Raw genomic sequence first — 26,505 nt, 5'->3', positions numbered from 1 at the left:
CTGATGGCGTATGCCGATAGTAGATGGACCCGGCCGGTCCCGCCAGACGCAGCTAGACCGCGGCGACGCGCTTGGCCAGATCGTCGGCGAGCTGACGCGCCTGCGCGGGGTCGGTGGCCTCGACCATCACCCGCACCAGCTGCTCGGTCCCGCTGGGCCGCAACAGGACCCGGCCGGTCTCGCCGAGCATCCGCTCCGCCTCGGCGACCGCCTCGCGCACCTCGGGCGCGGCGGCCACGGCGGCCTTGTCGCTCACCGCGACATTCACCAGCACCTGCGGCACCGTCGTCATCACCGCGGCCAGCTCACCCAGCGAGCGCCCCGTCTGCGCCATGCGCGCCATCAGGCGCAGGCCGGTGAGCACACCGTCACCGGTGGTGCCGAAGCGCGGGAACACCACGTGACCGGACTGTTCACCGCCGAGGCTGTAGCCACCGCGACGCAGTTCCTCGAGCACGTAGCGATCGCCGACGGCGGCGGTGAGCACGGTGATCTGGGCGGCGCGCATGGCGATGTGCAGGCCGAGATTGCTCATCACGGTGGCGACCAGAGTGTCGTCGACGAGTTCGCCCGCCGCACGCATGGCCAGCGCGAGCACCGCCATGATCGCGTCACCGTCCACGGTGTTGCCCTTGGCATCCACCGCCAGGCAGCGGTCGGCGTCGCCGTCGAGCGCGATGCCCAGGTCGGCGTGGTGGTCGAGAACGGCGCTGCGCACCGCGTCGAGATGAGTCGATCCGCACCCGTCGTTGATGTTGAGGCCGTTGGGCTCGGCGTTGATCGCGATCACCGTCGCACCCGCCTCCCGGTACACCTGCGGTGCCACTTCGGCGGCCGCGCCGTGCGCGCAGTCAACGACGACGGTCAGCCCGGACAGGTCCTGGCCGGTGGATTCGAGCAGGTGCTCGACATAGCGTTCGTGAGTGCCCTCGACCGTGTAGTCGCCGCGCACCCGGCCGATGCCCGCGCCGGTCGGGCGCGTGGTGACGCCTTCGGCGATCAGGGCTTCGATCCGCTGTTCCACGGCGTCGTCGAGCTTGTGCCCGCCCGCCGCGAAGATCTTGATGCCGTTGTCGGGCATGGGGTTGTGCGAGGCGGAGATCATCACGCCGAAGCACGCGTCGTAGAGGCCGGTCAGATACGCCACGGCCGGGGTGGGCAGCACACCCACCGAGAGCACGTCGACGCCCGCCGAGGTCAGGCCGGCGGTCACCGCGGCTTCGAGCATCTCGCCGCTGGCGCGCGGATCACGACCGAGCACCGCGACCGCGCGGGTCTTGCCGCGCGAGAGCACCTGCGCGGCCGCACCCGCCACCCGCATCGCCAGTTCCGGGCTCAGCGACTCGTTGGCGAGCCCGCGAACACCGTCTGTGCCGAACAGCCGTCCCATGAATCCCTCTACAGGTAGTAGGTCCCCGAATACAGCACGAGAGCAGGCGACCAGCCGTGCTGGAAGCCTGCTCTCGCACACGTGCTCCGTCGACCGGGTTCATCCCCGCTCGCGCAGGGAGCATACATAGCGTATGTGAAGGACCGTGGTCGACGGTGCGTAAATCAGCGCTTCGAGTACTGAGGCGCCTTACGGGCCTTCTTCAGGCCGTACTTCTTGCGCTCGGTGGCACGCGGGTCACGCGTCAGGAAGCCGGCGCGCTTGAGCGCGGGGCGATCCTCCGGGGTGACCTCGATCAGCGCGCGGGCGATGGCCAGACGCAGGGCGCCTGCCTGACCCGACGGGCCGCCACCGACCAGGCGAGCGTAGATGTCGAAGTTCTCGACGCGCTCGACGGTGACCAGCGGGGACTTCACGAGCTGCTGGTGCACCTTGTTCGGGAAGTAATCCTCGATGGTGCGGCCGTTGAGCTCGAAGTTGCCCGAACCGGGAACCAGGCGCACGCGGACGACGGCTTCCTTACGGCGGCCGACGGTCTGCACCGGGCGATCGATCACGATCGGCTCGAACGCGGCCTCTTCGACGTACTCGGCTTCGTAGCCTTCGCCGTCTTCGACGATCTCGACGACGGCCTCTTCGGTCGCCTCGAACTCTTCGGGGGTGAACTCTTCAGGAGCGGTCACTGGGCCACCTGCTTGATCTCGAACGGAACCGGCTGCTGCGCGGCGTGGGGGTGGTTCGGGCCTGCGTAGACCTTCAGCTTGCCCGCGATCGCGTTACCCAGCTTGTTCTTCGGGATCATGCCCTTGACGGCCTTCTCCACGAGACGATCGGGGCGGGTCGCCAACACCTCGCCGACAGTGCGCGACTTGAGGCCGCCCGGGTGTCCGCTGTGGTGGTGGATGAGCTTGTCCTGCTTCTTGTTGCCGGAGATGGCAACCTTGTCCGCGTTGATGATGATGACGAAGTCGCCACCATCGACGTGCGGTGCGTAGGTCGGCTTGCCCTTGCCGCGCAGCAGGCCAGCGGCCTGCACGGCGAGACGGCCGAGGACTACGTCAGTGGCGTCGATGACGTACCACTTACGGGTGACGTCACCCGCCTTGGGGCTGTACGTAGGCACAGTCGTTCCCTGTCTGTCGTCGGTGTTGCCAGCCACGGGTGTGGGTCGACACTGTCCCGGCGGCTGGTGGAGACCCGGGACTTCGAGGAGACGTCGATCCGCGAACGGTTCGACGTTCCACACGCCAGCGAGCTACGATACCAGCCGGGTATCACACGCCCGTCATCGGGCGCTAGATCACCACCGGCGGACCGGGGTCGGTCGTGCCCGCCGTTCCGGGGATGCGGTAGCGCAGGGTTTCGATGCCGGGAGTGACGCAGGTGCGGTCGTCGACGACCAGGCCGCCGCGCGCGCTGGCGATGCCCTCGGGTGGCACCGTGTTCGCGTACGGGGTGAACGCGCAGCTGCCCCGGTCCTCGGCCAGCGCGACAGCGGGCTCGGCGGACCAGGCGGTCGCGGCCAGCGCGAGCGCGCCCACCACGGCCGGTGCGCCGAAGAAGCCCTTCTTCACCTTGCCGAGCAGCTTGCCGCGGCGGTCGTCATCGTCGTCGTCATCGTCGGAGGCGAGGGCGTGGCGCGGCGATCCGCTGGACGGCGGGGGCGGGGCCGAGGACTGCGTGGCCGGACCGGCGACGAATCCGGATGGACCCGGCGGCTGCGCGCCCGGCGGAGCCTGCGGCGGCGCGCCCCAGCCGACCTGGGCGGCGTAGGCCTGGCCGGGGTGCTGGGGCTCGGCGTAGTCCTCGTCGTCGAGTCCGGGATCGGTGACCAGCAGGTGCGAGGCGCCGAGCACCAGCGCGTGCATCGGGTGGTCGGCCACGTGCAGGCGCTGACCGAGGTGGTTCTGGAAAGCCAGCCGCAGCGCGTCGTTGAAACAGACATTGCCCGCGAGCAGCACCGTCGAGGTGTCGGCGCCGATCGAGCGGGCTGCCGCCATCGCCTCGATGACCACATTGTCGGCCGAGCGGGCATCGCGCAGCGACTCGGCGCTCACCGGCACCTCGACCGACTCGGTCGGCTGCTCGTCGTCCCCGTGCACCGCCACGACCAGCAGCATCCGGCCGTCGGAGTACACGCCGGTGGCGCCGATGCCGGTGCGATGCCGCTCGCTCGGCGGTGAGACCAGCCCGAGCGCGCGCACATATCCCGAGAGCGCGACCGACTCGGGCAGCGGTTCGACCACCACGTCGAGCTGCTCGACCAGCGCCGCGTACACCTCCACCTTGTCCTCGGGCCAGCTGTCCGGATATGGCAGCGCCACCAGTCGCGGCTTGCCGCGCAGGTACTTGCCGACCGCGGCCAGCGGGTTGTAGAGCCGGGCCCGGAACACCAGTTCGGCGGGCCAGGTCGCCCCGGCGATCACGATCTGCGGGTGCCCGAGGATGTCACGCACATCGGCGATCGCCATCCCCAGGTCAGGTCGCTGCCGATCGACGCCGGCGGTGTGCAGCCTGCCCGCCGCGTCGGCGAGCAGGTAGGCGGGCGGGGTATAGGTGCCCTCGACCTGGACCGGGCGGATCGGGGTGCCATCGCCCCCCGCGGCAACGGACACCACGTCCCACCCCAGATGCAGGGCCCCAACTCGAACGGTCACAGGCTCAAGTGTGCCCGCTCGATCGGCGACACGCGCATCGTGCCCACCGACATGGCCCTGACCTGCCGATTCCTCATGCCTGCGCCTTCTTCAGACGTAGGCGGGTCCAGGTGATCACAGCCAGGATCGAGGTGATCACGATGACCATCACGATGTTGAAGATCCAGATCCCCGGGGAATGCACCCACAGCGCGTCCTCCTGCGCACCGAGGACCAGCTCCCGCAGATCCACCGTCGAGGCTCCCGCCGCGTACCCCCAGCGGGAGGGGAACAGGTAGGAGATCTGTTCGAGGCCGACGCGGTCGGTGACCGGGATCAGGCCACCCGCCATCACCAGCTGCACCATGATCATCACCACGAGCATCGGCATGACCTGCTCGTTGGACTTGGCCAGGCTCGACATCAGCAGACCGAACACCACACAGCACACCGCGGTCATCGCGATGTCGAAATACAGTTCGATGGCGCCGTTGGGAATCAGCGCGCCCTCGGCCGGTGCCTTCTTACCGAGGAAGGTGATGCCGACCAGCACCGCCGACTGCAGGAACGCGGTCACGCTGAACACGGCGATCTTGGCCAGCAGGTACGCCGAGGGCAGCAGGCCGACCGCGCGTTCGCGATGGAAGATCGAGCGCTCGCCGACCAGATCGCGCACCGTGAGCGTGGCGCCCATGAAGCAGGCGCCGAGAATGAGCACCACCAGCAACTGTTGCGCCTCACCACCGCTGGCGCGCATGAACGAGCCGTCGGGCTGGGCGATCAGCGGTCCCGCGGTGAAACCGTCGCTACCCGGCACCACCAGCGACAACGCGCCGAGGATGAACGGCAGCACCACCAGGAACGCCAGATAGCCGCGGTCGGCGAGGATCAGCCGTAGCTGCCTGCGCACCAGTGTGCTGAACTGGCGCGTCGCGTTGGATTGCGGTGGGGCGCCGCTGTTGCCGTTGCGCGGCGGCGCGGGCGGCGGTGGCGGCGGCACGAACGCCTGTCTGGACCGGTAGGCCGCGAAGGCCCGATCGGGTTCGGCCGCGACCTGGGCGAAGATCTCCGCCCAGTCCGCGGTACCCATCGCGGCACCGACCCCGCCGGGGTTTCCGGCGAAAGCGGTCTTGCCGCCGGGCGCGAGCAGCACCACCTGGTCACACATGTCCAGGCAGGCGACGGAGTGGGTCACCACGATCACCACACGACCGGCATCGGCCAGTTCGCGCAGCATCTGCATGACCTGCCGGTCCAGCGCCGGGTCCAGGCCCGAGGTCGGTTCGTCCAGGATCAGCAGCGACGGGCCGGTGAGCAGTTCCATCGCCACCGACGCGCGCTTGCGCTGCCCGCCGGAGAGCCGGTCGACTCTGGTGTCGGCGTGCGCGGTGAGCGAGAGTTCTTTCAGCACACCGTCGATCACCTGCTGGCGATCGGCCTTGGTGCTGTCGGGCGGCAGGCGCAGTTCGGCGGCGAAGCCGAGCGCCTGGCGGACGGTGAGCTGGCGGTGCAGCACGTCGTCCTGCGGGACCATGCCGATGCGGGAACGCAGCGCCTCGTACTCGGCGTGCAGGTTGTGCCCCTCGAAGGTGACCACACCGGCGGAGGGGTGGGTGCTGCCCGCGACCAGTTTCGCCAGCGTCGACTTGCCCGCGCCGGAGGGGCCGATCAGCGCGGTCAGCGTGCCGCGGCCCGCCTGCACGTTGACATCGACGAGCAGCTGCTTGTTGTTCTCGACGGTGAACCCGACCCCATGCACCGACAGGCCGAGCTCGGCGACCGGCTTCTGCCGATGCGCCAGCGTGCCCTGGGCGACGACGAAGTCGATGTTGCCGATGGTGACGATGTCACGCTCGCGCAGCACCGTGCGCTGCTGGCGGTGACCGTTGACGAAGGTGCCGTTGGCCGAGCCGAGATCCTCGACGACCAGCCCCTCCGAAGTCGCGATCAGCCGGGCGTGCTTGCGCGAAGCCAGCGGATCGTTGACCACGATCTGGTTGTCGGCGGTGCGGCCGATGCTCAGACCGCCGGGCGGAACGCGATCGCCACGAGCGACCGGTTCGGTCGAGGCCGCCTTGCGCACCGGCGGCAGCATCGAGGAATCCGCGCGGCGGGTCATGTTGATGTTGTCCTGCGGCGCCGCGGGCTGCGAGGGCAGCTGCGAGGTCGGGACGTACTGCGGCTGCTGGACGTGCGGTTGTTGCCGGGACGGCGGCGGGAACTGCGGCCGCTGCGGCGGACGGTGCTGCGGTTGTTGCGGCTGCGACGGCGGCGCGAGCATGGTGGCGGCGTGCCGAGCGGCGGGCGCGGCGGGCACCAGGTGCAGCAGCGGCCCGGTGACGGCGTCGCCGAGGCGCACCTGGGTGGGCCGGTCGATCGACACGGGCTGGCTCAGCCTGCGCGCGTCGACGAACACGCCATTGGTACTGCCGTTGTCGGCGAGTACCCAGGCGCCGCTCTGGAAGCGCAGGGTGGCGTGCACGCGCGAGACCAGCGGACTGTCCACGAACAGCGTGACCTCGGGCGCACGGCCCATGGTGATCTGCTGGCTCGCTTCGAAGACTCGTTCGGTTCCATCATGGCGCACGGTGATGGTCTGCGCCCCCGGTGAAGACATGGAGCGGATACTATGCCATCGCTCGGACATCGGCGCTGCCCCGAGATGGCTGTATTCCCGATCCGGCGACCGATCCGCACCCGGTCTCCACCTCGCGCGAACCCATCGCCCACCCACGCGACCAGGGGCGGAACCGGCGTCACGGCCACGACCGAGGGGGACTCACGTGACAATGCCAGCCAACGACCGCTCCGCGCGCGCGAAAACGGCTCGGGCGCTTCTCATCGCAGTCGCGGTCGTGCTGTCGATCGCGGGGTGCGCGCGGGCGATCGACGGCCACGGGGTCTCGATCTACGACGACCCGTTCCAGGTGGCCGGCCTGCCGACCACCGGTGGGCCGAACGGGCCGCGGCCGGGGGTGGCCGATTCGGAGCTGACCGCGACCAACGGCGACGGCGGTGAGGTCGACGCGCTGGCGCTCAACGCGATCGCGGACATCCAGGCCTACTGGCAGAGCGCCTTCCCCGCCGAATTCCCCGGTGAGGAGTTCGACCCGGTGGTGAAGCTGATCTCGTGGAACGCGCGCGCCTCGCGCAGCCAGGCGGTCGAGTTCTGCTCGGAGAGCACTTATCACCTGGTCAACGCCGCGTACTGCCGCACCGACAACTCCATCGGCTGGGACCGGGCGATGTTGTTGCCGACCATGAGCGAGACGTTCGGCAAGATGTCGGTGGTGATGGTGCTCGCCCACGAATACGGCCACGCCATCCAGACCAACGCCAAGATCGCCACCAGGAAGACCCCGGTCCTGGTCAAGGAGCAACAAGCCGACTGCTTCGCGGGAGCGTTCATCCGCCATGTCGCCGAGGGCAAGTCGAAACACTTCACCATCAACACCTCGGACGGCCTGAATTCCGTGCTGGCGGCGACTGTCGCGATTCGAGATTCCGATCCCGACCACCCCGAGAGCGTGCACGGTTCGGCCTTCGAACGCGTCACCGCGGTGCAGATCGGCTTCACCGACGGCCCTCGTGCCTGCAAGGTCATCGACGAGGCCGAGATCGAACAGCGTCGCGGCAATCTGCCGCAGAGCTTCTCCGGCGATCAGGGACGTGGCGAGCACCCCATCACGAAGAACACTCTCGTCGAATTGAGCAAGGCGCTGCGGGCGATCCTCCCCGTCGAGCAGGCCCCCACCTACGACTACTCGGGTTCGCGCATCGACTGCGCGGACGGCGCGGTCACCGAGCCGGTCACCTACTGCCCCGACAAGAACCTAATCGCCACCGACGTGCCCGGCCTGGCCGAACGCGGCGCTGTCGACACCGAGGACGACGGCCCGCTGCCGGTGAAGGTCAGCGGCGACTACAACGGCTACGTCGTGTTCATCTCCCGCTACACCCTCGCCGTGCAGCGCAGCCACGGCCAGGAACTGACCGGCGCCAAGACCGGCCTGCGCGCCGCCTGCCTGGCCGGGGTGGTCACCGGCAAGCTCGCCGAATCCGGCCGCCCGGTCGAACAGGGCGACATCCAGCTGTCCGCGGGCGATCTCGACGAGGCGGTCTCCGGCCTGCTCACCGACGGCCTGGCCGCCAGCGACGCCGAGGGCAACACCGTGCCCAGCGGCTTCTCCCGTGTCGACGCCTTCCGAGCCGGCGTCCTCAACGGCGAAACCACCTGCCTCTCCCGGTATTCCTAGCCGAACGGCGGCGGGGCGGCGGGTTCGTAGCGCAGAACCCGGTTGCCGATCATCACCTCGGTGCCGGGGACCAGCACCATCGGCTGATTAGGGGTGAGCCGGATCCAGTCGCGGTAGCCGGGCAGACGGCTGCGGGTGCCGTTGGTGGAGCCGCGGTCGACGAGCTGAACGTCCCAATTCACCAGGTGCACTTCGGCATGCGCGCGTGACATGCCGCCGGAGGTGTCGTCGACGCGCAACGGGACGAGTCCGCGCTGGGCCGCCTCGGAGTGCTCGGGATCGCGGCCGATCACCGCGTCGGCCGCCAGCAGATAGGTCATCCCGTCATCGAGGACGAGCATCCCCAGCGGCGGACGGACGACCTCGGCGAGCGCCTGGGTCTGGTCGACCGGCATGCCGCAGACCGTGCAGAACGCCGCGCGCGGATCGCTGGGATGCGCACGCGCGCACTTGAATCCCATCACCTTCACGGTGAGCACCGTCGCCTTGGCGGTCGATTCGAGCCTGCGCTGCAGGTCGGGATCGGGCTCGGGCGCCGGATTGGTTCCGGCGAGGCGGGTTTCGGCATGGTGCGGATCGGCGGTGTAGGGATCGACCGCGGCATGCGCTGGACCGGTGGCGCTGGTGACGGCGTCCATCAACGAAGTGGCGGGCTGCATTCCGGTCGCGGGCGGCTCGGCCGGGCGGGAATCCGGCTGCGCGGGAGACGGTTCCCGATCGATCCGCGCGGTGGGCACCGGTGGCCTGCGGCCCTGCCCGGCCGGGTCGGCGGTGCGGACCCGGCTGCGGACGTCGTTGGACCACATCACGGCGCCGCCCGCCTGCGCGATACCCTCGACCAGCCAACCGATTCCGCGTTCCGACGGCAGATCGGGGATGCGGCCCTTGGCGTCGTCGGCGAACAGCGCGACCGCCTTCGCCGGTTCCGAGGCCACCCGGTCGACGGTGAACGCCGCGTCACTGCCCCGGTAGTACTCCACGGTGCCGTCACCGGCGAGCACCGCGGTCACCGCGCCGTGCAGGAAGATCGCGACACCGCCGTTGTCGGCCGCCGAGAGCACCCCGAAGTCGATCGGTGTCCCCGGCGAGATCTGTTCGGCGTATTTCATCAGCCAGCGCGTGGCCTCCCGCGCCACCAGCGCACCCGGCCCGTTCGGTTGTTCCTCGGCGGCGCCGCGCACCAACGCGGCCAGCGACTCGAGCGCGATCGCCGCGGTGCCGTCGGGAGCGAGCCTGCCGGGCCCACGATGGGCCACCACGATGACCGCGCCCGCGACGCGGGCCACCGCATGGGTTCCGAGCACAACTTCGACCTGCCGATCCTTCACCGGTATCGGCCTCCACCGGAACTGCGCAGCAGGGTCGTCGCCATGTCATCCAGACTATGGCAAACCCGTCAACTCAGGTCCCCCTGGCTGCCGTCGGTCCGGTAACTTCAGTACTACAGCGGAGGAACACCGAGGGGCACTGATGATCTCGTCGACCAAGATCCGGATCGTATCCGCACTCTGTTGCGCCATCGCGCTGGCCGCCGTCACCGGGTGCGCGGTCAGCGGGACGCCCGTCGCCGCCGAACCCGATGTGCGTGGCCTGGCGACAGGTGCCTACGCCACCGACCACCATCGCTACGACGAACCCGCGGGCGACAAGGGTTCTCTCGTCGAGGGCACCCGGATGGCGGCGGCCGTGGTCCCGGCGATGCGAATCGACCCGTCCCTGTCGCACGGCCGCGGCGGCACGGTGATCGCCGACGTGAGCAGGGCGCTGGACTTCGTCGCCAATGTCTCCCGGCCGGTGTTGGAGAACCGCGGGTTCGTCGTCGGGTATGCCGCGCTCGGCGCCGACCGTCCCGATCCCGAGGGCCAGACCAGGCCCTCCGCCGAGACGACGGCCGTCACCACGGTCCTGCTCCGTTTCCCCGACGCCACCGCGGCCACGCTCGCCGCCCGCGAACTCGAAGACGTCGACCTGGCCGTCTCGCCCGAGAACCGCAAGCTCGCCTCGACCGAATACCCACAGGCCTACCTGCACTGGCGGCCCGGCGTGCCAACGATCGGCGCGTTCCTGGCACACGAGGACTTCGTGATCTCGCTGTTCATTCAGCGTCCGCGCGCCGATTCCGCCGACCTCATCGCCTGGGTGGAACAGGCGCTCGACGCCGAACTTCCCGTGCTCGACGCCTTCACTCCCACCCCGTACGACCAGCTCGCCGACCTGCCGGTCGACCCCGACCGCCTACTCGCGCGGGCCGTGGTGCGCAACCGCGACGTCCTCGGCCCCGACCAGCACTCCTTCGCCGTGTACTCCACCGCGCACCTGGTCAACAACACCGCCGACCAGACCACCCGCCAGGAACTCATCGAGGCCACCGGTGCCGAGCGAATCGCCATGGTCGACGGCGGCTCCATCACTCTGGTGCGCGACCAGGCCGCCGCCGAGGCCCTGCTGACCGGCCTCGTCGACAGCGCGGGCACCTACGACACCCTGCCCGCGCCCACCGACGTCCCCGGCGCGAAATGCCTGCAACTCAACGATCAGGGTGACGCCGACCAGGAATACAAGTACCGCTGCTACATCCCGTACAAGCGCTACCTCGGCATCGTCAGCTCCGATCAGGAACCCGATGTCCGCCAGAAGATCTCCGCCCAATACGCCCTGCTGGCCAACAGTTTGTGAGCCTCGCCGGGCCGATTCGGTAGGTCGACAGGCCTACACCGGAATCGTTCGATGACGTAAGCTTCGCCCGATCATGATCGGCCGGGGAGGGTCGCGAGTCGTTTCCGGGAGGGACATCGCCGTGAAAGCTTCAACGAGGGTGACCGGTGCGCTGCTGTCGGCGGTGCTGCTGTCGACGGCGGCCTGCGGGTCCGACGATCCACCGACCGTCGTCGAGATACCGGTGGACCTGGCCTCGCTCGATATCGGCAACTACCCGACACAACCGCGTGAGGTGGGTGTGGTCGCCACTATGGATCAGGCGCGGTTCATCGAGGCCGAACGACTCGGCGATGTGGTGCCGACGCCCGCCGACATCGATCCGCGATTCATCCACACCAACCCCTCGATGGCTTCGGTGTTCCTCGATCCCGAGGCGTCACTGGGCAAGATCATGGCCGTCGACCGGTTCGCCGAGACCGCGCCCGATTTCCTCGGCGGCTTCGTCAGCTCGGCGCAGACCGAACCGAACAATCGCGGTATCGACCTGGTCAACGCCGTGATGATCTTCCCCGATGCGGACAAGGCCACCGCTGCCGCCGAAGCGCTGGAACGCACCGATTTCGAGTACGTCGACCGCAACGAACCGATCGAGATCCCCGGCTACCCCGACGCGATCGCGCACTGGCAGCCCCAGGAACAGTCGATCGGCTCCTGGTACGCCACCGGGCACCTCGTCATCTACACCTGGATCTACGACTACCTCAATATCTGGCTGGAGACCGTCGATCGGCAGGCTCTGCTCGACCTGACCCGCAAGAGCCTCGACACCATCGTCCCCGCGCTGCAGAAGTTCACCCCGACTCCCGTCGACCAGCTGATGACCTTGCAGCGCGACCGCGAGGGGATGCTGGGCCGCACCCTGCCGCGCCCGCGTGAAGATTCTTGGATCAACCCGCCCGGCGTGTACAGCGCAGGCACTGCCCGCCACTTCACCTCCGACCCGGTGAGCACCGCGGAGTTCATCGAGGCGGCGGGCGCCGATCTGTACGCCAATGACGGCGCCGAGGTCTACCGTGCTCGCGACATCGCCGGTGCCCAGCTGATCCGCGACGAACTCGGCGGCCTGACCCGCAAATTCACCGCCTCCGAAGCACCGAAGAATCTGCCGAGTGCCCAGTGCAAGGAGTACATCGGCCGCCAGCGCCTGGCGATCCGCTTCTACTGCGCCGCCGCCTTCGACCGCTACGCCGCCTATGTGTGGTCACACCAGCTTCTGGACGCCCAACAACGCGTCTCCGCCCAATACGCCCTGTTGGTGAACGCCCGATGAGATTCACGACGCGCATCCTGCTCGCAGCCACCCTGACCACCGTCCTGACCGCCTGCGGCTCGACACTCTCCGGCGCCCCGCTCCCCGGCGAGACCGACATCAGCACCCTCGACGTGGGCTCCTACCCCACCGAACCACTCAACGCCCACGACGACGATCCCGTCCCGCCCTTCTACAAGATGTACGAGGTCGCGGCGATGCGCCTGGCCGACTTCGTGATCAACTCCGGTGAGATCGATCCAGCGATGAAGTACGGCAAGCGAGCACGAAGCGTGTCCGCCGGAGTGATGCCGTGGGCACTCGGCGACGACGGCGTGATGTCGCCGATCGCCAAGACGCACAAACTGCTCTACGGCTTCGAATCCAGCGGCGCGTCCAGGGACACCAGTGTCAATACTCTCGGCGGCTGGCCGAGCAAGCGTGACGACAACGAACTCACCGCCTCCACGATGGTGTTCCAGTTCCCCACCGCCGAACAGGCCGCCGCCGCGGCACAGGAATTCCACGACGCCGACCTGGCGGCGCAGGAGGACCGCAACCAGCCGGTCGATCTGCCCGATTATCCTGCGGCCAAATCACATTGGCGCCCCGACTCCCCCTTCCTGCGCACCCTGCTCCCACACGGCCCCTACGTGATCGCCTTCCTGCTCTCGGTGGAAAGCCCCGATCAGCAAGCGCTCGTCACCCTGGCCCAGACCGCCTATGCCAAGCAGATCGAGGCGCTGGACAAGACGACGCCGCTGTCGGACAAGGAGGTGATGACCCTGCCCTGGGACCCCGATCACCTGGCGATGCGCACCCTGAATCCGGAAGAACTGACCTCGCCCGACGGCTCCGGCTTCTACCTGGTGACCGGCCGGCACGGCATCCTGCACTACTCCGGCGACCCCCTGCCCAGCGACCGCGGCTACATCGCCGAACAGCTCACCAAGATGGACGCCCAGCAGGTCGCGCTGTCCTGGGGCTCGATCGGCATCCGCACCCCCGACGCCGCGACCGCCCGCCGCGCGGTCACCGAGCAACTGTTCCCCTGGCAGGTAGAAGCCGACGCCGACGCCGCACCGAATCTCCCGGATTCCGCGTGCGTGGAGAACAGAAGCCTGGCCGCACCGAAGCGCTTCAGCTGCATCCTCGCCTACAACGAGTACGTCGGAATCGTCAGCGGCAACCAGCTTCTCGACGCCCAGCAACGCGCGGCGGCCCAGTACGCACTCTTCGCCAACACCCGATGACCAGAGCTGGCAGCGGCCATATCGAACCCACCGCTCGCGCCGACCACAGCTGCCATCGCGGTCCGGGCACCGCCTGTGCACGAGTGCTATCTTCTCTGAAGCACTTGGCTGGCGGGGTGGCGAGAACCCCGAGGTGCCGCGACCGGTGGGTAGAGGTTTCTGGTCGCTCATGACGGAGGGGAACGAATGAGGAGAACTGGTTCGGCGCTGTTCACGGCCGGGTTGGCAGTCACGATCGTCACGACTGCAGGATGCGGTTCTTCCTCCGAAGCAACCGAAACTGCGCCTCCGGCACCAGCCGATCTGGCCGCGCTGGACGTCGGCAATCTCCGTACCGACCCCAAGGTGTATGGCAAGGTCACCAGTCTCGAGCAGGCCAAAGCAGTCGAAGCCATGCGGATGGGGAACTACGTCGCCCTACCGATGGAGATCGATCCCGAAGTGACCGTGGCACCGCCCGCCATGTCTGGGGCCATTCGTCTGTTCACCGACTTCGGTTCGACCGTCATCAAAGGTCGGATGCGGGCTGATCCCAGTCGGCTGAGTGAACTCACCACCGGATTCATCTCGGGATTCGTCAGCACCGGGCAATCCAACGTCAAGGGTGGCCTGTCCTACGAGCTCGACAATGTCGTCATGCTGTTCGATACCGAACTGGACGCTCGTACGGCCGCAAATGTCTTCGCCGACGAGGAGTTCGGTGCAGATTCGGAGAACCAGCCGGTCGAGCTCGAGAAGTACCCATCGGCTCGAGCACAGGTAAATCCTGGTTCACCAGGAATGTTCCAGTCATGGTATGCGGTCGGCCGATTCGTCATTGCCACGTACATCTACGACAATGTCATGTCCGCACTCGAGACCGCAGACAGCGCCAAGCTCATCAGCAGAGCCGAGACCAGCATCGACAAGATCTCCGACAGCTTGGCGGAATACGCGCCGCTGCGCCTCGACGAACTGATGGACTCCGAGATCGATATGGACGGCGTGTTGGGGCTGGTCTTGCCAACCGTGACAGATGACGGCGCACAGCGAGGCATTCCAGGCGTGTACAACCGTCACGGTGGCCTCCACCTCTCGGGCAGCCCTGCCGAAGACGCCGTCCTCTTCGAGGAAACGGGTGTCGACCGGATCGCATGGCAGGGAAACTTCGTGTACCGCGCGCGTGACGAGGAGGCGGCACAGCGGATCGCGGAGGAACACGGCAAGGTGTCCAAGTTCTTGCGGCGAGCGGAGTCTCCGCAGGGACTTCCGAACGCGCAGTGCACAGAGTATGTGGGCCCAGCGGTACACGCGATCAAGTACTACTGCACCGTTTCGTTCGGTAGGTATGCCGCAGAGGTCGCCGCATCCCAGCTGACCGATGTGCACCAGCGGATCTCGGCGCAGTACGCCATCCTGGCGAAGAGCAAGTAAAGGATCAGGGAAAACCGATGCCTTCACCGAGCACACGCATTTTGGCGTGCGCGGCGACCATCATCGCCACCGCACTGACAGTCGCCGGTTGCGGCTCCGCTGTACCAGGCTCATCGGCGCCTGCCGAACTAGACGTACGCAAACTGGATGTCGGCTCATACGCCACCGAGCCGCTGGAAATGCGATACACGTACCAAAACGACCTCGGCGGCGGCTTGAAGCTCGCCGTCACGCGGTTGGCGAACTCCGTCGTCACCGGGCTGGACATCGATCCTCGTTTCAAGTACAGCACCGGATCGATCCCGATCCTCGATGCCGAAAAGGCAACGACGGTGCTTGCCAATGCCACCAAACCTGCGCTAGAGCGAAACAAGATGATGTTCGGGTACGCCGTCGGCAGCGCAGACAAGAAGCCGGAGAATCCCGGAGAAGAAGTCGACGACCAGTCGTTCACGGCGGTCACGGTCTTGCAGTTCCCGGACGAAACCTCCGCGAAGCAGGCCGCTTTCGAGATCGAGGAAGCTGATTTCGCGGTCGCTGCCGACATGAACGAGAAAGTGTCCCTCGCCAAGTATCCGGAGGCGCACTCCCACTGGCGCCCGGGTGTGGCCAGTATCGGCTCGGTCATGGCGAAGGGACACTACGTCGTCAGCATGTACCTCGGAACCACCAGCCCCGATCGCGCAGCGCTCGAGGAATTGGCCGAGAAGACCTACGCTGCGCAGCTTCCGCTGCTCGATGCCCTCGAGCCGCTCACTGCCGAGCAGGCGCTCTTCTTGGACAACGACCCCGACGGGATGCTGCGGCGCACATTCAATCCGAGTGGAATCGGGTTGCCCGATCCGAGTGACCAAGCCTCGTACACGCTGCAGGGCTTCCTCCATCAGGTCGCCGACATCTACTACTGGAAACCGATCCTCTCCGATGCCGGTGTCGACCGATTCTCGCTGAGCGACGCCGGATCATTCGCGGTGTCGATGCTGTTCCGCACTCGCGATGCCGAGGCCGCACTGAGCTTGTCGCCAAAGGTTCTCGAACGCTCCCATCCCAGCCCCGCGGACGCACCCGCCGAGATTCCGGAGGCAAAGTGTGGAGAAGGTCCGGGCGATGACATCAAGAAGAAGCGATTCCGGTGTGCTGTCACCTATCGCCACTACGTAGCCACCGTCGAAGGCGATCAGCTGCGAGACGTACATCAACGTGCCGCGGCACAATACGCACTCTTGGCAAACAGTCAATAGACAGCAGTCACCGAACCAGTAGAGAGAACGCCTCACTGATTCAGGACAGGAGACGATCAGTATGGCGATGAGTCCCGGCACCATAGTCGGCGGGTATCGGGTCGAAAGAGTGCTCGGCGCAGGCGGTATGGGCACGGTTTACCTGGCCAAGCACCCCAGCTTGCCGCGCATGGACGCACTCAAGGTTCTCAGCCCCGAGCTTTCCCGAGACCACGAGTTCCGAGCGCGGTTCGAGCGCGAAGCCAATCTGGCGGCCGGTCTCGATCACCCCAATATCGTTTCCGTATACAACCGCGGCGAAGAGCACGGCCAACTGTGGATCGCCATGCAGTACGTCGACGGTACGGACGCGGCAGCTGAGCTTGCCCGTGATCGTCATGCGATGACGCCGTTGCGAGCACTTCGAATCATCACCGAAGTTGGTAAGGGTCTCGACTACGCTCACCGGAAGAGCTTGCTGCACAGGGACATAAAACCCGCGAACTTCCTGCTGTCGACCACCGACGGTGACGAGGACGAGCGAGTCTTTCTCACAGACTTCGGCGTCGCCAAGTCGAGTGACGACGCCAACGAGCTGACGCAGACCGGCAGCTTCCTCGCCACCATCGCCTACGCGCCGCCGGAGCAGTTGTCAGGTGCGGTTCTCGATCACCGCGCCGACATCTACAGCCTCGCATGCTCGTTGTTCAAACTCCTCACCGGCCAGAACCCATACCCTGCGGCCCAGCCCGCCATGGTCATGATGGGTCACCTGCACGAGCCACCGCCTCGGATCACCTCGGTGCACCCGGGCATGCCACCCGCACTCGACCATGTCTTCGCACGCGCGATGGCGAAGAATTCCGCCGAGCGATTCGGTACCTGCCGTGAATTCACCGACGCCGCGGCAAGTGCGCTGACACCGGGTCACACCCCGGCGCCGACCAACACCTCCCCGACCTATCCGATCCAGACCTATCATCCGGCCACACAGTCTGGCTATTACTCCGCGCAGAATGCACCTGCGCCACCTCCGCAGTCCCCCTCGAAGCCGAACAGACGCGGCAAATGGATCGCGGTGGTCGCCCTGAGTGCGGCAGTGGCGGTTGCCGCAGCCATCGGGATCATCGCGACGCCGAGCGAAGGGGACGATCCGCCGGTCACCGCGGCATCCACCCTCACCTCAACCCCCGAGACGAAAGCACTCACGCCCTTGGAGCAAACCCGTGAGGACAACCCTTCGTTCGAAGGGAAGGTGATGATCGTTGTCGACGTCACTGATCCGGGCGCGAGTACGACCAGCCCCGACATGGCGATCCATCTGTCGCCGACACCACAAACCACGTTCCTGAGCGATCTCGGCTTTGTCTACAACGCGAGCTACCGCAAAGAGGGCGACGAGGAATCTCCTCGCATCGTCGGCAACGCGGACCGCTACTCGGCGTTGTCCACAATGACAACCGGATACATTCTCGCTGTCCGAAGCGACGCGAAAGCGGGCGGAGGCGGTCTACTCGGGCTCCCGCCAGCGATCACCAGCTCGCGCGCCACGGTGATCGTGATCGATGATCCTGCAACGGTTTCCGCGATCCGCGACTGGTCGACCAGATCGGAACAGACCCTCATCGACAAGCTGGTACCGATCCTGCAGGCTCAGGTCACATAGGCCGAGTCACCAGCAACTCGACGTTCTCGGCGTCCAGCGCTACGCCGCCTTCGGGCCACGGCGTTACCCGCGGACTCGCGGTGGACGAACGCTCCGGCGCGCTGTTCAGGCGTAGTCGGGGCGCCAACCGGTCGTCACCACCATCGATGCGAGCACCCAGTAGCCTCGGCGGTGACGGGCAAGTAAAGTGTCGTGAGACGCGCGGCTACGACATGCGAGCAGGGGAAGGGGGGAAGATCCGCAGTCCTACGTGCGCCCAGCGATCAATCGGGGGACCGACGTACCCTTCGCATCCACTGGGATGGGGAGGTTGTTCCACGGGGATGGCGCTAGGCGCACGATGGCAACGAGGTAGCTCGCTCAGCACCACAGTGGCGGCGAGAGATTCGTCAGGATTCGACGGAACCGAAGACGACCGCATCGCGTCTAACAATGTGTACGGACCTAGATCCGGCCAAACCACGATCCAGCGACTCAAGCGATAGGAGCTTCGATGTCAGGTCAGTTCAATGCAAGCCCAGAGGCAATGGCGACGTTCGCCAAGGAGGTCGAGAAGAAGCACGGCGACCTCGTCGGCGCGATCGTCAAGCTGAAGGGGCAGGAAGATTTCCTGACTGCGACGTGGCAGGGTACCGCCCGCAACGCCTTCGATACCTTCATGGAGACGTACTACCGCCAGGCCGACAGGATGAACGACCAGCTCGCCCAAACGGCCGAAAGCCTCATCAAGGTTGGATCGGACTACGAAGCTCAGGACGTCGAATACTCGTCACGAATCAGTAATCAGGTGTCAAGCCTCGACCTCCCCCCTATGAGCTGATCCCGTCTTACTAACGAACGAATATAGGAGACTCCTGTGACCGGTGTAATTTCATCGAACTTCGGTAGCGTTGAAGAAGGTGCCCAGCAGGTCCTCGCTACTGCCCGGCAGGTCAACGCCCAGCTGGAGGACTTCCACAAGTTTGTGACGAACTTCGTCGCCGAGAACTGGACAGGTGACGCGGAAGCCGCCTTTACTCAGATGCAAGCGCAGTGGAACACCAACTCCCAGCAGCTGTCGGCCACTCTCGAAAAAGCAGCGCAGACCGTGAGTGCCGGCAACGACGAGTTGCGGGCAACAGATATCGGTGCCGCCGCCAAATTCGGCTGACAAACCGACGTACCTCGGGCCTCAGCGCATGCGCTGAGGCCCGAGTTGGTTCAAGGCCTGACCGGAGCCCTTCGAGCAGGTCCAGTTGCCCGTCGCCCGGGCCCAGTCAGTTTTCACCACTGCCGCAACCCGGGTTCCGGGTCGGTGCCCGCTGGTCGACTGGTGGACGGCGCTGGATACTGCGATGCTGCCCGGTCGCCCAGCACGCAGCGCGTTGCCTCACCCCGAGCAGTCGTTGCAGGTGAGCCTCCCCCGCGCGCCGACGTTCCGGGCCCATCACTTTGTTCGTGGTGGCGGCGACTCTCTACGCCATGCGATTCATCGACAAACTCACCTAACCGCACGTCCGTCGCCAGATCTGATCTCCGCGCGCTCGGAAGTGGCCCTATTACCGACCCACCTGGACCGCACCCACAACCTGTTCGCAGGTCGGGGTGAGGGCGGGCCAGCCGTTGTCGAGGTACTGGCAGCCGATGCTGACCTGGACTCCGCGTTCGACGAGGACCTGCCAGCGGACGGTGGAGCCGTCGGCGGGGTGTTCTTCGTAGGCGAGGCCGGGGCGGCCCGCGAAGACCACGTCGCGACGGACCTCGGTGACGGTTCCGGCGGGCTTCTCGGCGATCTGGGCGGCGAGGTCGGCGGCGACGTCGTCGTAGCCCGCGCCGGGGGTCACCGGTTTCTGGGTGATGGTGATGCGGTGGCGGGTGGCGTCGTCGGGGACGAGGTCGGCGCGGGTGGTGGGGTCGGCGGTGGACGAGCGGTGCCAGCCCACGGGGACCTCCACGACGACTCGGCCGATTGCCTCGGTGCTGGGGCGCGGCGCGGGTTTCGAGGTCGGCGGTGCGGTGGCCGAAGCGCTGGTGGCCGTGCTGGTCTCGACCGTGGCCGCGGCCTGCTGATCGCCCGAGCTGCCGAGGAAGAAGAACCCACCGACAGCCGCGGCCGCGATGACGGCGGCCAGCGCGGCGGCGCCGACGTAGAGCGGGCGATGATCGACCGGCTTGGTCGCCGCCGCGCGCTCGCGCAGCGGTTGCATCCACTCGGCGGCAGGCGGCGGGATGGACGGAGTGTAGGCGGAGGTGGGCGCGGCAGGGCGCGCCAAGTCCGTTCCGGTCAGCGGGCTCACCGGAACCGTTGCGCCACAGACGTTCTCCACCGCGGAGGTGACGGCCTCCAACACCTTCGGATCAGTGGTGCCGAAGACCTGCACGACATCGGCGGGCCGATCGGCGAGCAATCGAGCGAGCAGCTCGTCGAACAGCCGCCAGCCTTCGGCACCGTCGAGTTCGGCTGCGGCGAGAGTGGGTTCGACCTCGACCGCCTCGACATGGGTGCCCTCGGCGTCGTAGCCGACCGAGGACACCGTGGTCGAGAGCATGCCGAACTCGACCACGGCGGTGCGGCGGCTGCGGCGGGTGGCCTCGTCGACATCGGAGGCGCGCACCGCGCACGTCTCGAACACGATCTCGTGCGCGAATCGCGCTGCGGCGGTGGCGAAGAGGTCCAGCGCGCGGGGACCCCACGCGGTCGGGTGGACCACGACGAGCCGCTCACACGGCACCGCGACCCGGAGGGTGTCCATGATCGCGCCGAGCACCGCGGACAGCGCCTGGTCCAGCGTCGGCATGCGCGGCGGCAACGCGATCCGGTCGCCGGCGAGGTACTGGACCGCCGACACCACCTGGGTGGGTGGGGTCAGCGGTTCGCCCACGACGAGATCGGAACCGTTGCTGCCGAGCACGATCGACGGCGGAACGTCCCAGTGCGTGGTGGTGCCGCGCGCCCAGATCTTGGCTTCGCTGACAACCAGCTCGACGACGGTCATTCCGGCTGCGGCATCCAGGCGGTCTGGATGAGGCCCTCGGTGTTACGGGTGACGTAGGTGCCCCGGCCCGGGGGCTTGGGGCCGGGCCGGGTGGTGCCGACCAACACGCCCTCGTCCTTGCTGCAGCTCATCACCAGCGCGGCGGTACCGAGATCCTTCATCCGCGCCAGCGTCGCCTCGTACATGGCGCGGCTGGCGCCACCGGAGCGGCGGGCGATGATGAGGTGGAAGCCGAGATCGCGGGCGTGCGGCAGGTGTTCGACGAGCGCGGAGACCGGGTTGCCCGACGAGGTGGCGACCAGGTCGTAATCGTCGACGATCACATACAGTTCCGGACCCGTCCACCACGACCGTTCACGCAGTTGCTGCGGCGTCACGTCCGGCCCCGGGGTCCGCTTGGCGACATAGGCCGCGAGGTCGGTCATGTTCTGGGTGAATTGCGGTGCGGTGGAACCGTATCCGGCCTGGTACCCCTCAGGAATGAGGCCGAGCATGGTGCGCCGGTAGTCGCCGACGATGAACCTTGCCTGGTTCGGTGTGTTCGACGCCGCGATGCCGTCGATGATCGAGCGCAGCAGCGTCGTCTTACCGGACTCGGCGTCGCCGATGATGATGAAGTGCGGGCTCTCCGCGAAATCGATGTAGACCGGCGCGAGTTCGGCCTCGTTGATACCGATCGGGATCCGCGTGCACCGGGCAGCCGGGTCGAGCCGGGACGGCCAGTTCCCCGCCAGATACAGCAGCTGCTCACGCGGCAGCTGATCGGGCAGCATCCGGACCTGCGGCGCCGGACGGCCCGGGGTCGCCTGAGCGATCGCCTCGACCGCCGCCGACACCGCCTGACCGAGGTTCGACGGATCCGAGGAACCGTCGACACGGGGCAGGCCGGTGAGCATGTGCAGGCACTCGGGCGTCATGCCGCGACCAGGGCGGCCCTGCGGCACCAACGTGGCGAACTTGCGGCCGAGGTCGGAGTCCATCGGGTCACCGAGACGCAGCTCGATACGGGTGCCGATCTGGTCCTTGAGCGCGGGCCTGGCCTCGGCCCAGCGGTTGAGCGCGATCACCACGTGGACTCCATAGGACAGACCCTGCACGGCCAGGTTCATGATGGTCTGCTCGAGCGCGTCGAAATCCTGGCGGATCGAGCCGAAGCCGTCGATCACCAGGAACACGTCGCCGAAGGGATCTTCGTGCGCGCCCGCGGCGGCGGGGCTCGACGCCGGATCTGTCGACCGCAACCGCCGGAACTCGGTCATCGACTCGATACCCAGCTGACGGAACCGGGCTTCACGCGTGCGCACGATCGTGGTCATCTCGGAGATGGTGCGGCGCACCTGATCCTCGTCGAGGCGGCTGGCCACCGAACCGACATGCGGCAGACCCTGCAGACCGGTCAGCGTGCCGCCACCGAAGTCGAGGCAGTAGAACTGCACCTGCTCGGCGGTGTGGCTCAGCGCCATCGCCATGATCATGGTGCGCAACGCGGTCGACTTGCCCGACTGCGGACCACCGACCACGGCCACGTTGCCGCGCGAGCCCGACAGGTCGACGACGAACGGGTCGCGGCGCTGGTCGTAGGGACGGTCGACGATGCCCATCGGCGCGCGCAGGGTGGCGACGGCGGAGTACTCGCCGGTGAGGATCGAACGCGGCACCAGCTGATCCAGGGTCGGCGCCTCGTCGAGCGGCGGCAGCCAGATCTCGTGCGCGGGGCGGCCGTGCCCGGCGATCCGGGAGACCAGCATGTCGAGGTTCGATGTCTGTTCGCCGTCGCCCTCGCTGGTCGGCTCGGGCTCGAAGGTGGGCTCGGCGGCCACCGGAACCCGGTCGGAGGTGCGGAAGCCGATGTGGGTGGCGTTGAACGGGCGGGCGTTGACGTCGATCTCGCCGCCGACGATGCCCGCGCTGGTGACCTCGCGCGCCGACCCACCACCGACATACGGGCCCGACACATACGAGGCCTGGAAGCGCTGGATCTCGCCCGAGTCGGACTTCAGGTAGCCGCCACCAGGAGTGCTCGGCAGGTTGTAGGCGTCCGGGACACCAAGCACCTGGCGGGATTCGTTGGCGGAGAAGGTTTTCAGGCCGATTCGGTACGACAGGTGCGATTCCAGGCCCTTGAGTTTGCCTTCTTCCAGTCGCTGCGAGGCGAGCAGGAGGTGGACCTGCAGCGAGCGGCCGAGGCGGCCGATCATCACGAACAGTTCCGCGAAATCGGGGTGCTGGGTGAGCAGTTCGGAGAACTCGTCGAGCACGACGAACAGCGCGGGCAGCGGATCGAGGTCGGCGCCTGCCGCACGGGCCTTTTCGTATTCGGAGACGTTGGCGAAGTTGCCCGCCTGGCGCAGGACCTCCTGGCGGCGGTTCATCTCACCGGCCAGCGCGTCCTTCATACGGTCGACGAGGTCGGCTTCGTCCTCGAGGTTGGTGATGACCGCGGCGACATGCGGGACACCGTCGAGACCGAGGAAGGTCGCACCGCCCTTGAAGTCGACCAGGACCAGGTTGAGCTGGTCGGGCGAGTGAGTGGCCAGCAGGCTGAGCACCAGGGTGCGCAGGAACTCCGATTTACCGGAACCGGTCGCGCCGATGCACAGGCCGTGCGGGCCCATCCCGTTCTCGGCGGCTTCCTTGATGTCGAGTTCCACCGGGGCACCGTCGGCGCCGACGCCGAACGGCACGCGCAGGCGTTCGCGGCCGTAGCGGGGACGCCAGGCGCTGGCCGGGTTGAAGTTGCCGATGTCGCCCAGGCTCATCAGCTGTGACCAGGTGGAGATCGTCTCGGTCTCGTCGGTCTCCACGTCGCTGCTGCGCTGGGTCGCCGCGCGGTAGGGCGCGAGCCTGCGCGCGGCCTGCTGGGCCTGCTCGACGCTGACCCGGTCGATGGTGGCGAAGCGTTCCTGGTTGCCGGTGGCGCCGCGACCGAGGCACTCGCCGTCCTCGACGACCATCTTGATGCCACGCGAAATAGCAAGGCGCGGGGCGTAATTGCACAGGTCGATGATGGTGACGCCCTCGAAGCCGGACTCCCGCAGCTGATCGTCCTCGGCCTCGAGCAGGCCGCCGTCGACCACGATCACCACGTGCACCATGTTCGGGTTGTTCGGCTGGTTACGCGAGTAGCGCACCCGGTTGCCGAGCAGCGGGTGCAGGCCGGTCATCGCCTCGCGAATCGAGCCGTAGAACATGCGCTGGGTGCCGATGCCGTCCTGGGAATCGGGGTGCTGGGTGTGTGGCAGCCACTTGGTCCACTCCCATTCGCGGGCGGTGTCCGGGCCACAGACCACGGCGACGAGCACCTGGTCGGGCGCCTGGAACATGCACAGCTGCAACAGCATCGCGCGGGTCATGTCGCGGGCCTGGGCGCGGTCGCCGTCGAGGGCGACGGTGCCGAAGCCCTTCACCGCGATCGCGGTCGGCAGATCCGGCACCGTGGAATGCGCGCGGACGAAGCGGCGCAGCGAGACCGCGGCGATCGGCTCGAGCTCCTCGACCGGACCGGTCTCCGGGGCGACCAGCCTGGTCGCCAGCCGCTGACCGCCGAGGCCGATGCGAGCGTGGCAGAAGTCCTTGTCGCCGGAGCGGCGCTCCCACATGCGGCTGGTGCCGGCGAGCATCCAGATCAGGCCGGGCTCGGGGTGGCTCCACTCGACGGCGGCACGCTGCTGGGTCGCGGTCTCGTCGACGTCCTTGCGCACCTGGTCGAGGTAGCGCAGGTAGTCTTTGCGGTCCTCGTTGGCCTCGGCGGCCTTCGCGCCCTTACCCCCGCCCTGACCCGCGAACATCATGACCATCGACATGATCATCATCATCGGGAACATCATCATCATCGGGTTCGACGCGATGTTGCGCCCGCCCGTCGTGAACATCAGCGCCATCATGCCGACCATGCCGACCACCATCACGACGGGCATCAGCTTCATCAGCAGACTGCCCGGGGTGATCCGCGGGATCTCGGGCGGCGGCTGCAGAGTGACCTCGCCACCGGGGGTACGCGGCATCTCGCGCCGGGCACGGCGCTGGAACCGTACTGTGCTCATGGTCGAAGACTCCCCCTGCTTGACTACCCGCTGTCTGCCCTCGCGACGGGCTCAGTGTAGAGGTCGCGGCCGACATGTCGTATGGTTCGTCGAGCATTCTGCTGTCCGAACGGTGAGTTCCGCAAACTGTCGATCGCCCGCGCGGTCGAGCGGAAACACGAGGTAGAGACGGAGTTGGGGGAGTTTTGACGCACGCGCGACTCGATCATCTCGAGGAGGATTCCGCGCGCGGCATTGTTCGCGCACCGGATCTCGCCCGGGTGACGATCCTGGCCAAGCACACGCAGGTGGACATGGCGATCCCGGTCGATGTGCCGGTGGCGCTGGTCATTCCGAGTGTGGTCGACATGGTCGCACAGCACAGTCGGTCCAATGAATTCGACAACGACGGGGAACGGTACGAGCCCGCCGAATGGGTGCTCGCACGCATCGGTCACCCGCCCCTGTCGAACTCGCTGAGCCTGGGTGAGCACGGTGTCCGCGACGGCGAGCTGCTGATGCTCGAGAGTGCCTCGCACACCGCGCCGACCCCGCTGTTCGACGACATCATGTACAACGTCGCGATCGCCGACGCCGAGCACTACCGCAGCTGGACACCGAAGACCGCGCGGATCACCGGTTCGGTCCTCGCCGCGCTCACCATGCTGGTCGGCTGCTTCGGCCTGCTCACCGCACCGGACGCGCTGCCGTTCTGGGCGACCGGTTCGCTCGCGTTGTTCGTCGCGATCCTGTGTGTGGTCGCGGGCACGGTGCTGAGCCGGATGTACGGCGACACCTCCGCCGCGCTCGTCCTCGGCGGCTGCGCGCTGCCCGCCGCCTTCACCGGCGGCATGTTGATCGTCCCCGATCACTACGGTTGGGCCCACCTGCTGCTCGGCTCGGCGCTGTTCGGCGCGACCGCGGTGCTCGCCTGGCGCGTCACCGGCGTGGGTCTCGCCCTGTTCATCGGCGCGGCGACGATCTCGGTGTTCACCGTTCCCGCCACCCTGATCGGGTTGCTCACCGAGCAGCCGGTCAAGGCGATCGGCGCGATCGCCGCGGCGGCCGGGCTCGCGGGTCTCTCACTCTCGCCGCGGATCTCGATGCTGCTGGCCAAGCTGCCGCTGCCGCCGGTCCCCTCCCCTGGCACCCCGATCGATCCCACCGAGGACGATCCCGACGACCATCGCGCGCTGCCCACCCTCGACGCGCTGCGCGCCAGGTCGGAACGGGCCCGCAACTACCTCGCCGGTCTGGTCAGCGCGACCACGCTGGTCACCGTCGTCGGCGCGCTGCTGTCGGTGAACCCGACCGCGGAGGACGCCTACTGGCCCGGCATCGCGCTGGCGCTGGTGTGCGCCGCGGTGCTGATGTTCCGCAGCCGCACCTATGCCGGCGCCGAACAGGCCATCGTGCTCATCGCCGGTGGCGCGGCGATCGTGCTGATCATGCTGGTCGGCGTCGCGGTCGAGCTGCGCCAGCCGCTGGTGGTTTTCGGCGCCGCGCTGGTGATTCTGATCTCCGCGCTGGTCCTCGGCCTGATCGTGCCGAACCAGTCGGCCACCCCGCCGATGCGCCGGGCGGTCGAGCTGCTCGAGTACGCCTTCGTGGCCGCGGTGCTGCCGCTGGTGTTCTGGGTCGCTGATCTCTACTCGCTGGTCCGTGGGCTGTGAGGCGCAGCTTTCGGGTGGCTGCTGTGATGGTGGC

The 26,505-nt window shown here is 67.5% G+C and carries 18 protein-coding genes; 10 read left to right on the top strand and 8 right to left on the bottom strand.

All coding sequences use genetic code 11. The features are described 5' to 3' along the window. Positions 1-52: 52 nt before the first annotated feature. The 5 genes from glmM to BOX37_RS04270 form a co-directional block, all read right to left on the bottom strand. Positions 53-1,390, bottom strand: coding sequence for a phosphoglucosamine mutase (glmM, locus tag BOX37_RS04290; RefSeq protein WP_071926495.1), 1,338 nt, complete (start codon positions 1,388-1,390; stop codon positions 53-55). Positions 1,391-1,554: 164 nt separating this feature from the next. Beyond that, entirely contained in the window at positions 1,555-2,073 is a 519-nt protein-coding gene (gene rpsI / locus BOX37_RS04285) for a 30S ribosomal protein S9 (protein WP_071926494.1), read from the bottom strand. Next, the gene (rplM, locus tag BOX37_RS04280; RefSeq protein WP_022567307.1) at positions 2,070-2,513 is read right to left on the bottom strand and encodes a 50S ribosomal protein L13; all 444 of its coding nucleotides are present in this window, start codon (positions 2,511-2,513) and stop codon (positions 2,070-2,072) included. Before rplM ends, rpsI begins: the two co-directional genes overlap by 4 nt. Before the next feature lie 172 nt (positions 2,514-2,685). Then, positions 2,686-4,047 carry a hypothetical protein gene (locus BOX37_RS04275; protein ID WP_071926493.1) on the bottom strand — a complete coding sequence of 454 codons (1,362 nt, stop codon included), beginning with the start codon at positions 4,045-4,047 and terminating at the stop codon, positions 2,686-2,688. A gap of 73 nt (positions 4,048-4,120) precedes the next feature. Continuing rightward, on the bottom strand, positions 4,121-6,643 hold the full coding sequence (locus BOX37_RS04270; RefSeq protein WP_071926492.1) for an FHA domain-containing protein: 2,523 nt from the start codon (positions 6,641-6,643) through the stop codon (positions 4,121-4,123). A gap of 172 nt (positions 6,644-6,815) precedes the next feature. Here BOX37_RS04270 and BOX37_RS04265 point away from each other — a divergent pair, with 172 nt between their 5' ends. Beyond that, positions 6,816-8,282, top strand: coding sequence for a neutral zinc metallopeptidase (locus tag BOX37_RS04265; RefSeq protein WP_071926491.1), 1,467 nt, complete (start codon positions 6,816-6,818; stop codon positions 8,280-8,282). Here the strand turns inward: BOX37_RS04265 and BOX37_RS04260 are convergent. Next, on the bottom strand, positions 8,279-9,610 hold the full coding sequence (locus BOX37_RS04260) for an FHA domain-containing protein (RefSeq protein ID WP_071926490.1): 1,332 nt from the start codon (positions 9,608-9,610) through the stop codon (positions 8,279-8,281). The genes BOX37_RS04265 and BOX37_RS04260 overlap by 4 nt on opposite strands. 142 nt (positions 9,611-9,752) lie before the next feature. On the opposite strand from BOX37_RS04260, the gene BOX37_RS04255 reads away from it, so the two are divergent. The 8 genes from BOX37_RS04255 (at position 9,753) to BOX37_RS04220 (ending at position 18,951) form a co-directional block, all read left to right on the top strand. Further along, positions 9,753-10,958 carry a DUF7373 family lipoprotein gene (locus tag BOX37_RS04255; RefSeq protein ID WP_071926489.1) on the top strand — a complete coding sequence of 402 codons (1,206 nt, stop codon included), beginning with the start codon at positions 9,753-9,755 and terminating at the stop codon, positions 10,956-10,958. Between the two features lie 121 nt (positions 10,959-11,079). Further along, entirely contained in the window at positions 11,080-12,270 is a 1,191-nt protein-coding gene (locus tag BOX37_RS04250) for a DUF7373 family lipoprotein (RefSeq protein ID WP_240505205.1), read from the top strand. After that, complete coding sequence (locus tag BOX37_RS04245; protein WP_071926487.1) at positions 12,267-13,502, top strand: DUF7373 family lipoprotein; 1,236 nt, start codon at positions 12,267-12,269, stop codon at positions 13,500-13,502. The genes BOX37_RS04250 and BOX37_RS04245 overlap by 4 nt, the downstream gene beginning before the upstream one ends. 186 nt (positions 13,503-13,688) lie before the next feature. After that, complete coding sequence (locus BOX37_RS04240) at positions 13,689-14,915, top strand: DUF7373 family lipoprotein (protein WP_156910260.1); 1,227 nt, start codon at positions 13,689-13,691, stop codon at positions 14,913-14,915. Between the two features lie 17 nt (positions 14,916-14,932). Continuing rightward, a complete protein-coding gene (locus tag BOX37_RS04235; RefSeq protein WP_156910259.1) occupies positions 14,933-16,156 on the top strand; it encodes a DUF7373 family lipoprotein in 1,224 nt (407 codons plus the stop codon). A gap of 61 nt (positions 16,157-16,217) precedes the next feature. Further along, complete coding sequence (locus tag BOX37_RS04230) at positions 16,218-17,801, top strand: serine/threonine-protein kinase (RefSeq protein WP_071926484.1); 1,584 nt, start codon at positions 16,218-16,220, stop codon at positions 17,799-17,801. A gap of 493 nt (positions 17,802-18,294) precedes the next feature. Further along, positions 18,295-18,621, top strand: coding sequence for a WXG100 family type VII secretion target (locus BOX37_RS04225; RefSeq protein ID WP_084759413.1), 327 nt, complete (start codon positions 18,295-18,297; stop codon positions 18,619-18,621). A 36-nt stretch (positions 18,622-18,657) separates the two neighbouring features. Beyond that, on the top strand, positions 18,658-18,951 hold the full coding sequence (locus BOX37_RS04220; RefSeq protein WP_071926482.1) for a WXG100 family type VII secretion target: 294 nt from the start codon (positions 18,658-18,660) through the stop codon (positions 18,949-18,951). Positions 18,952-19,339: 388 nt separating this feature from the next. Here BOX37_RS04220 and BOX37_RS04215 read toward each other — a convergent pair whose 3' ends face one another. Both BOX37_RS04215 and eccCa read right to left on the bottom strand, forming a co-directional pair. Further along, positions 19,340-20,776 carry a type VII secretion-associated protein gene (locus BOX37_RS04215; RefSeq protein WP_071926481.1) on the bottom strand — a complete coding sequence of 479 codons (1,437 nt, stop codon included), beginning with the start codon at positions 20,774-20,776 and terminating at the stop codon, positions 19,340-19,342. Continuing rightward, entirely contained in the window at positions 20,773-24,819 is a 4,047-nt protein-coding gene (gene eccCa / locus BOX37_RS04210) for a type VII secretion protein EccCa (RefSeq protein ID WP_071926480.1), read from the bottom strand. The genes BOX37_RS04215 and eccCa overlap by 4 nt, the downstream gene beginning before the upstream one ends. A 185-nt stretch (positions 24,820-25,004) precedes the next feature. Between eccCa and eccD the strand changes: the two genes are divergently transcribed. Further along, complete coding sequence (eccD, locus tag BOX37_RS04205; protein WP_071926479.1) at positions 25,005-26,471, top strand: type VII secretion integral membrane protein EccD; 1,467 nt, start codon at positions 25,005-25,007, stop codon at positions 26,469-26,471. Positions 26,472-26,505: the final 34 nt, after the last annotated feature.

Source organism: Nocardia mangyaensis, assembly GCF_001886715.1.
GTDB classification, from domain to species: Bacteria; Actinomycetota; Actinomycetes; order Mycobacteriales; family Mycobacteriaceae; genus Nocardia; species Nocardia mangyaensis.
Note: the sequence above shows the minus strand (reverse complement) of the source record. Positions and strands in the feature narration are given on the sequence as shown.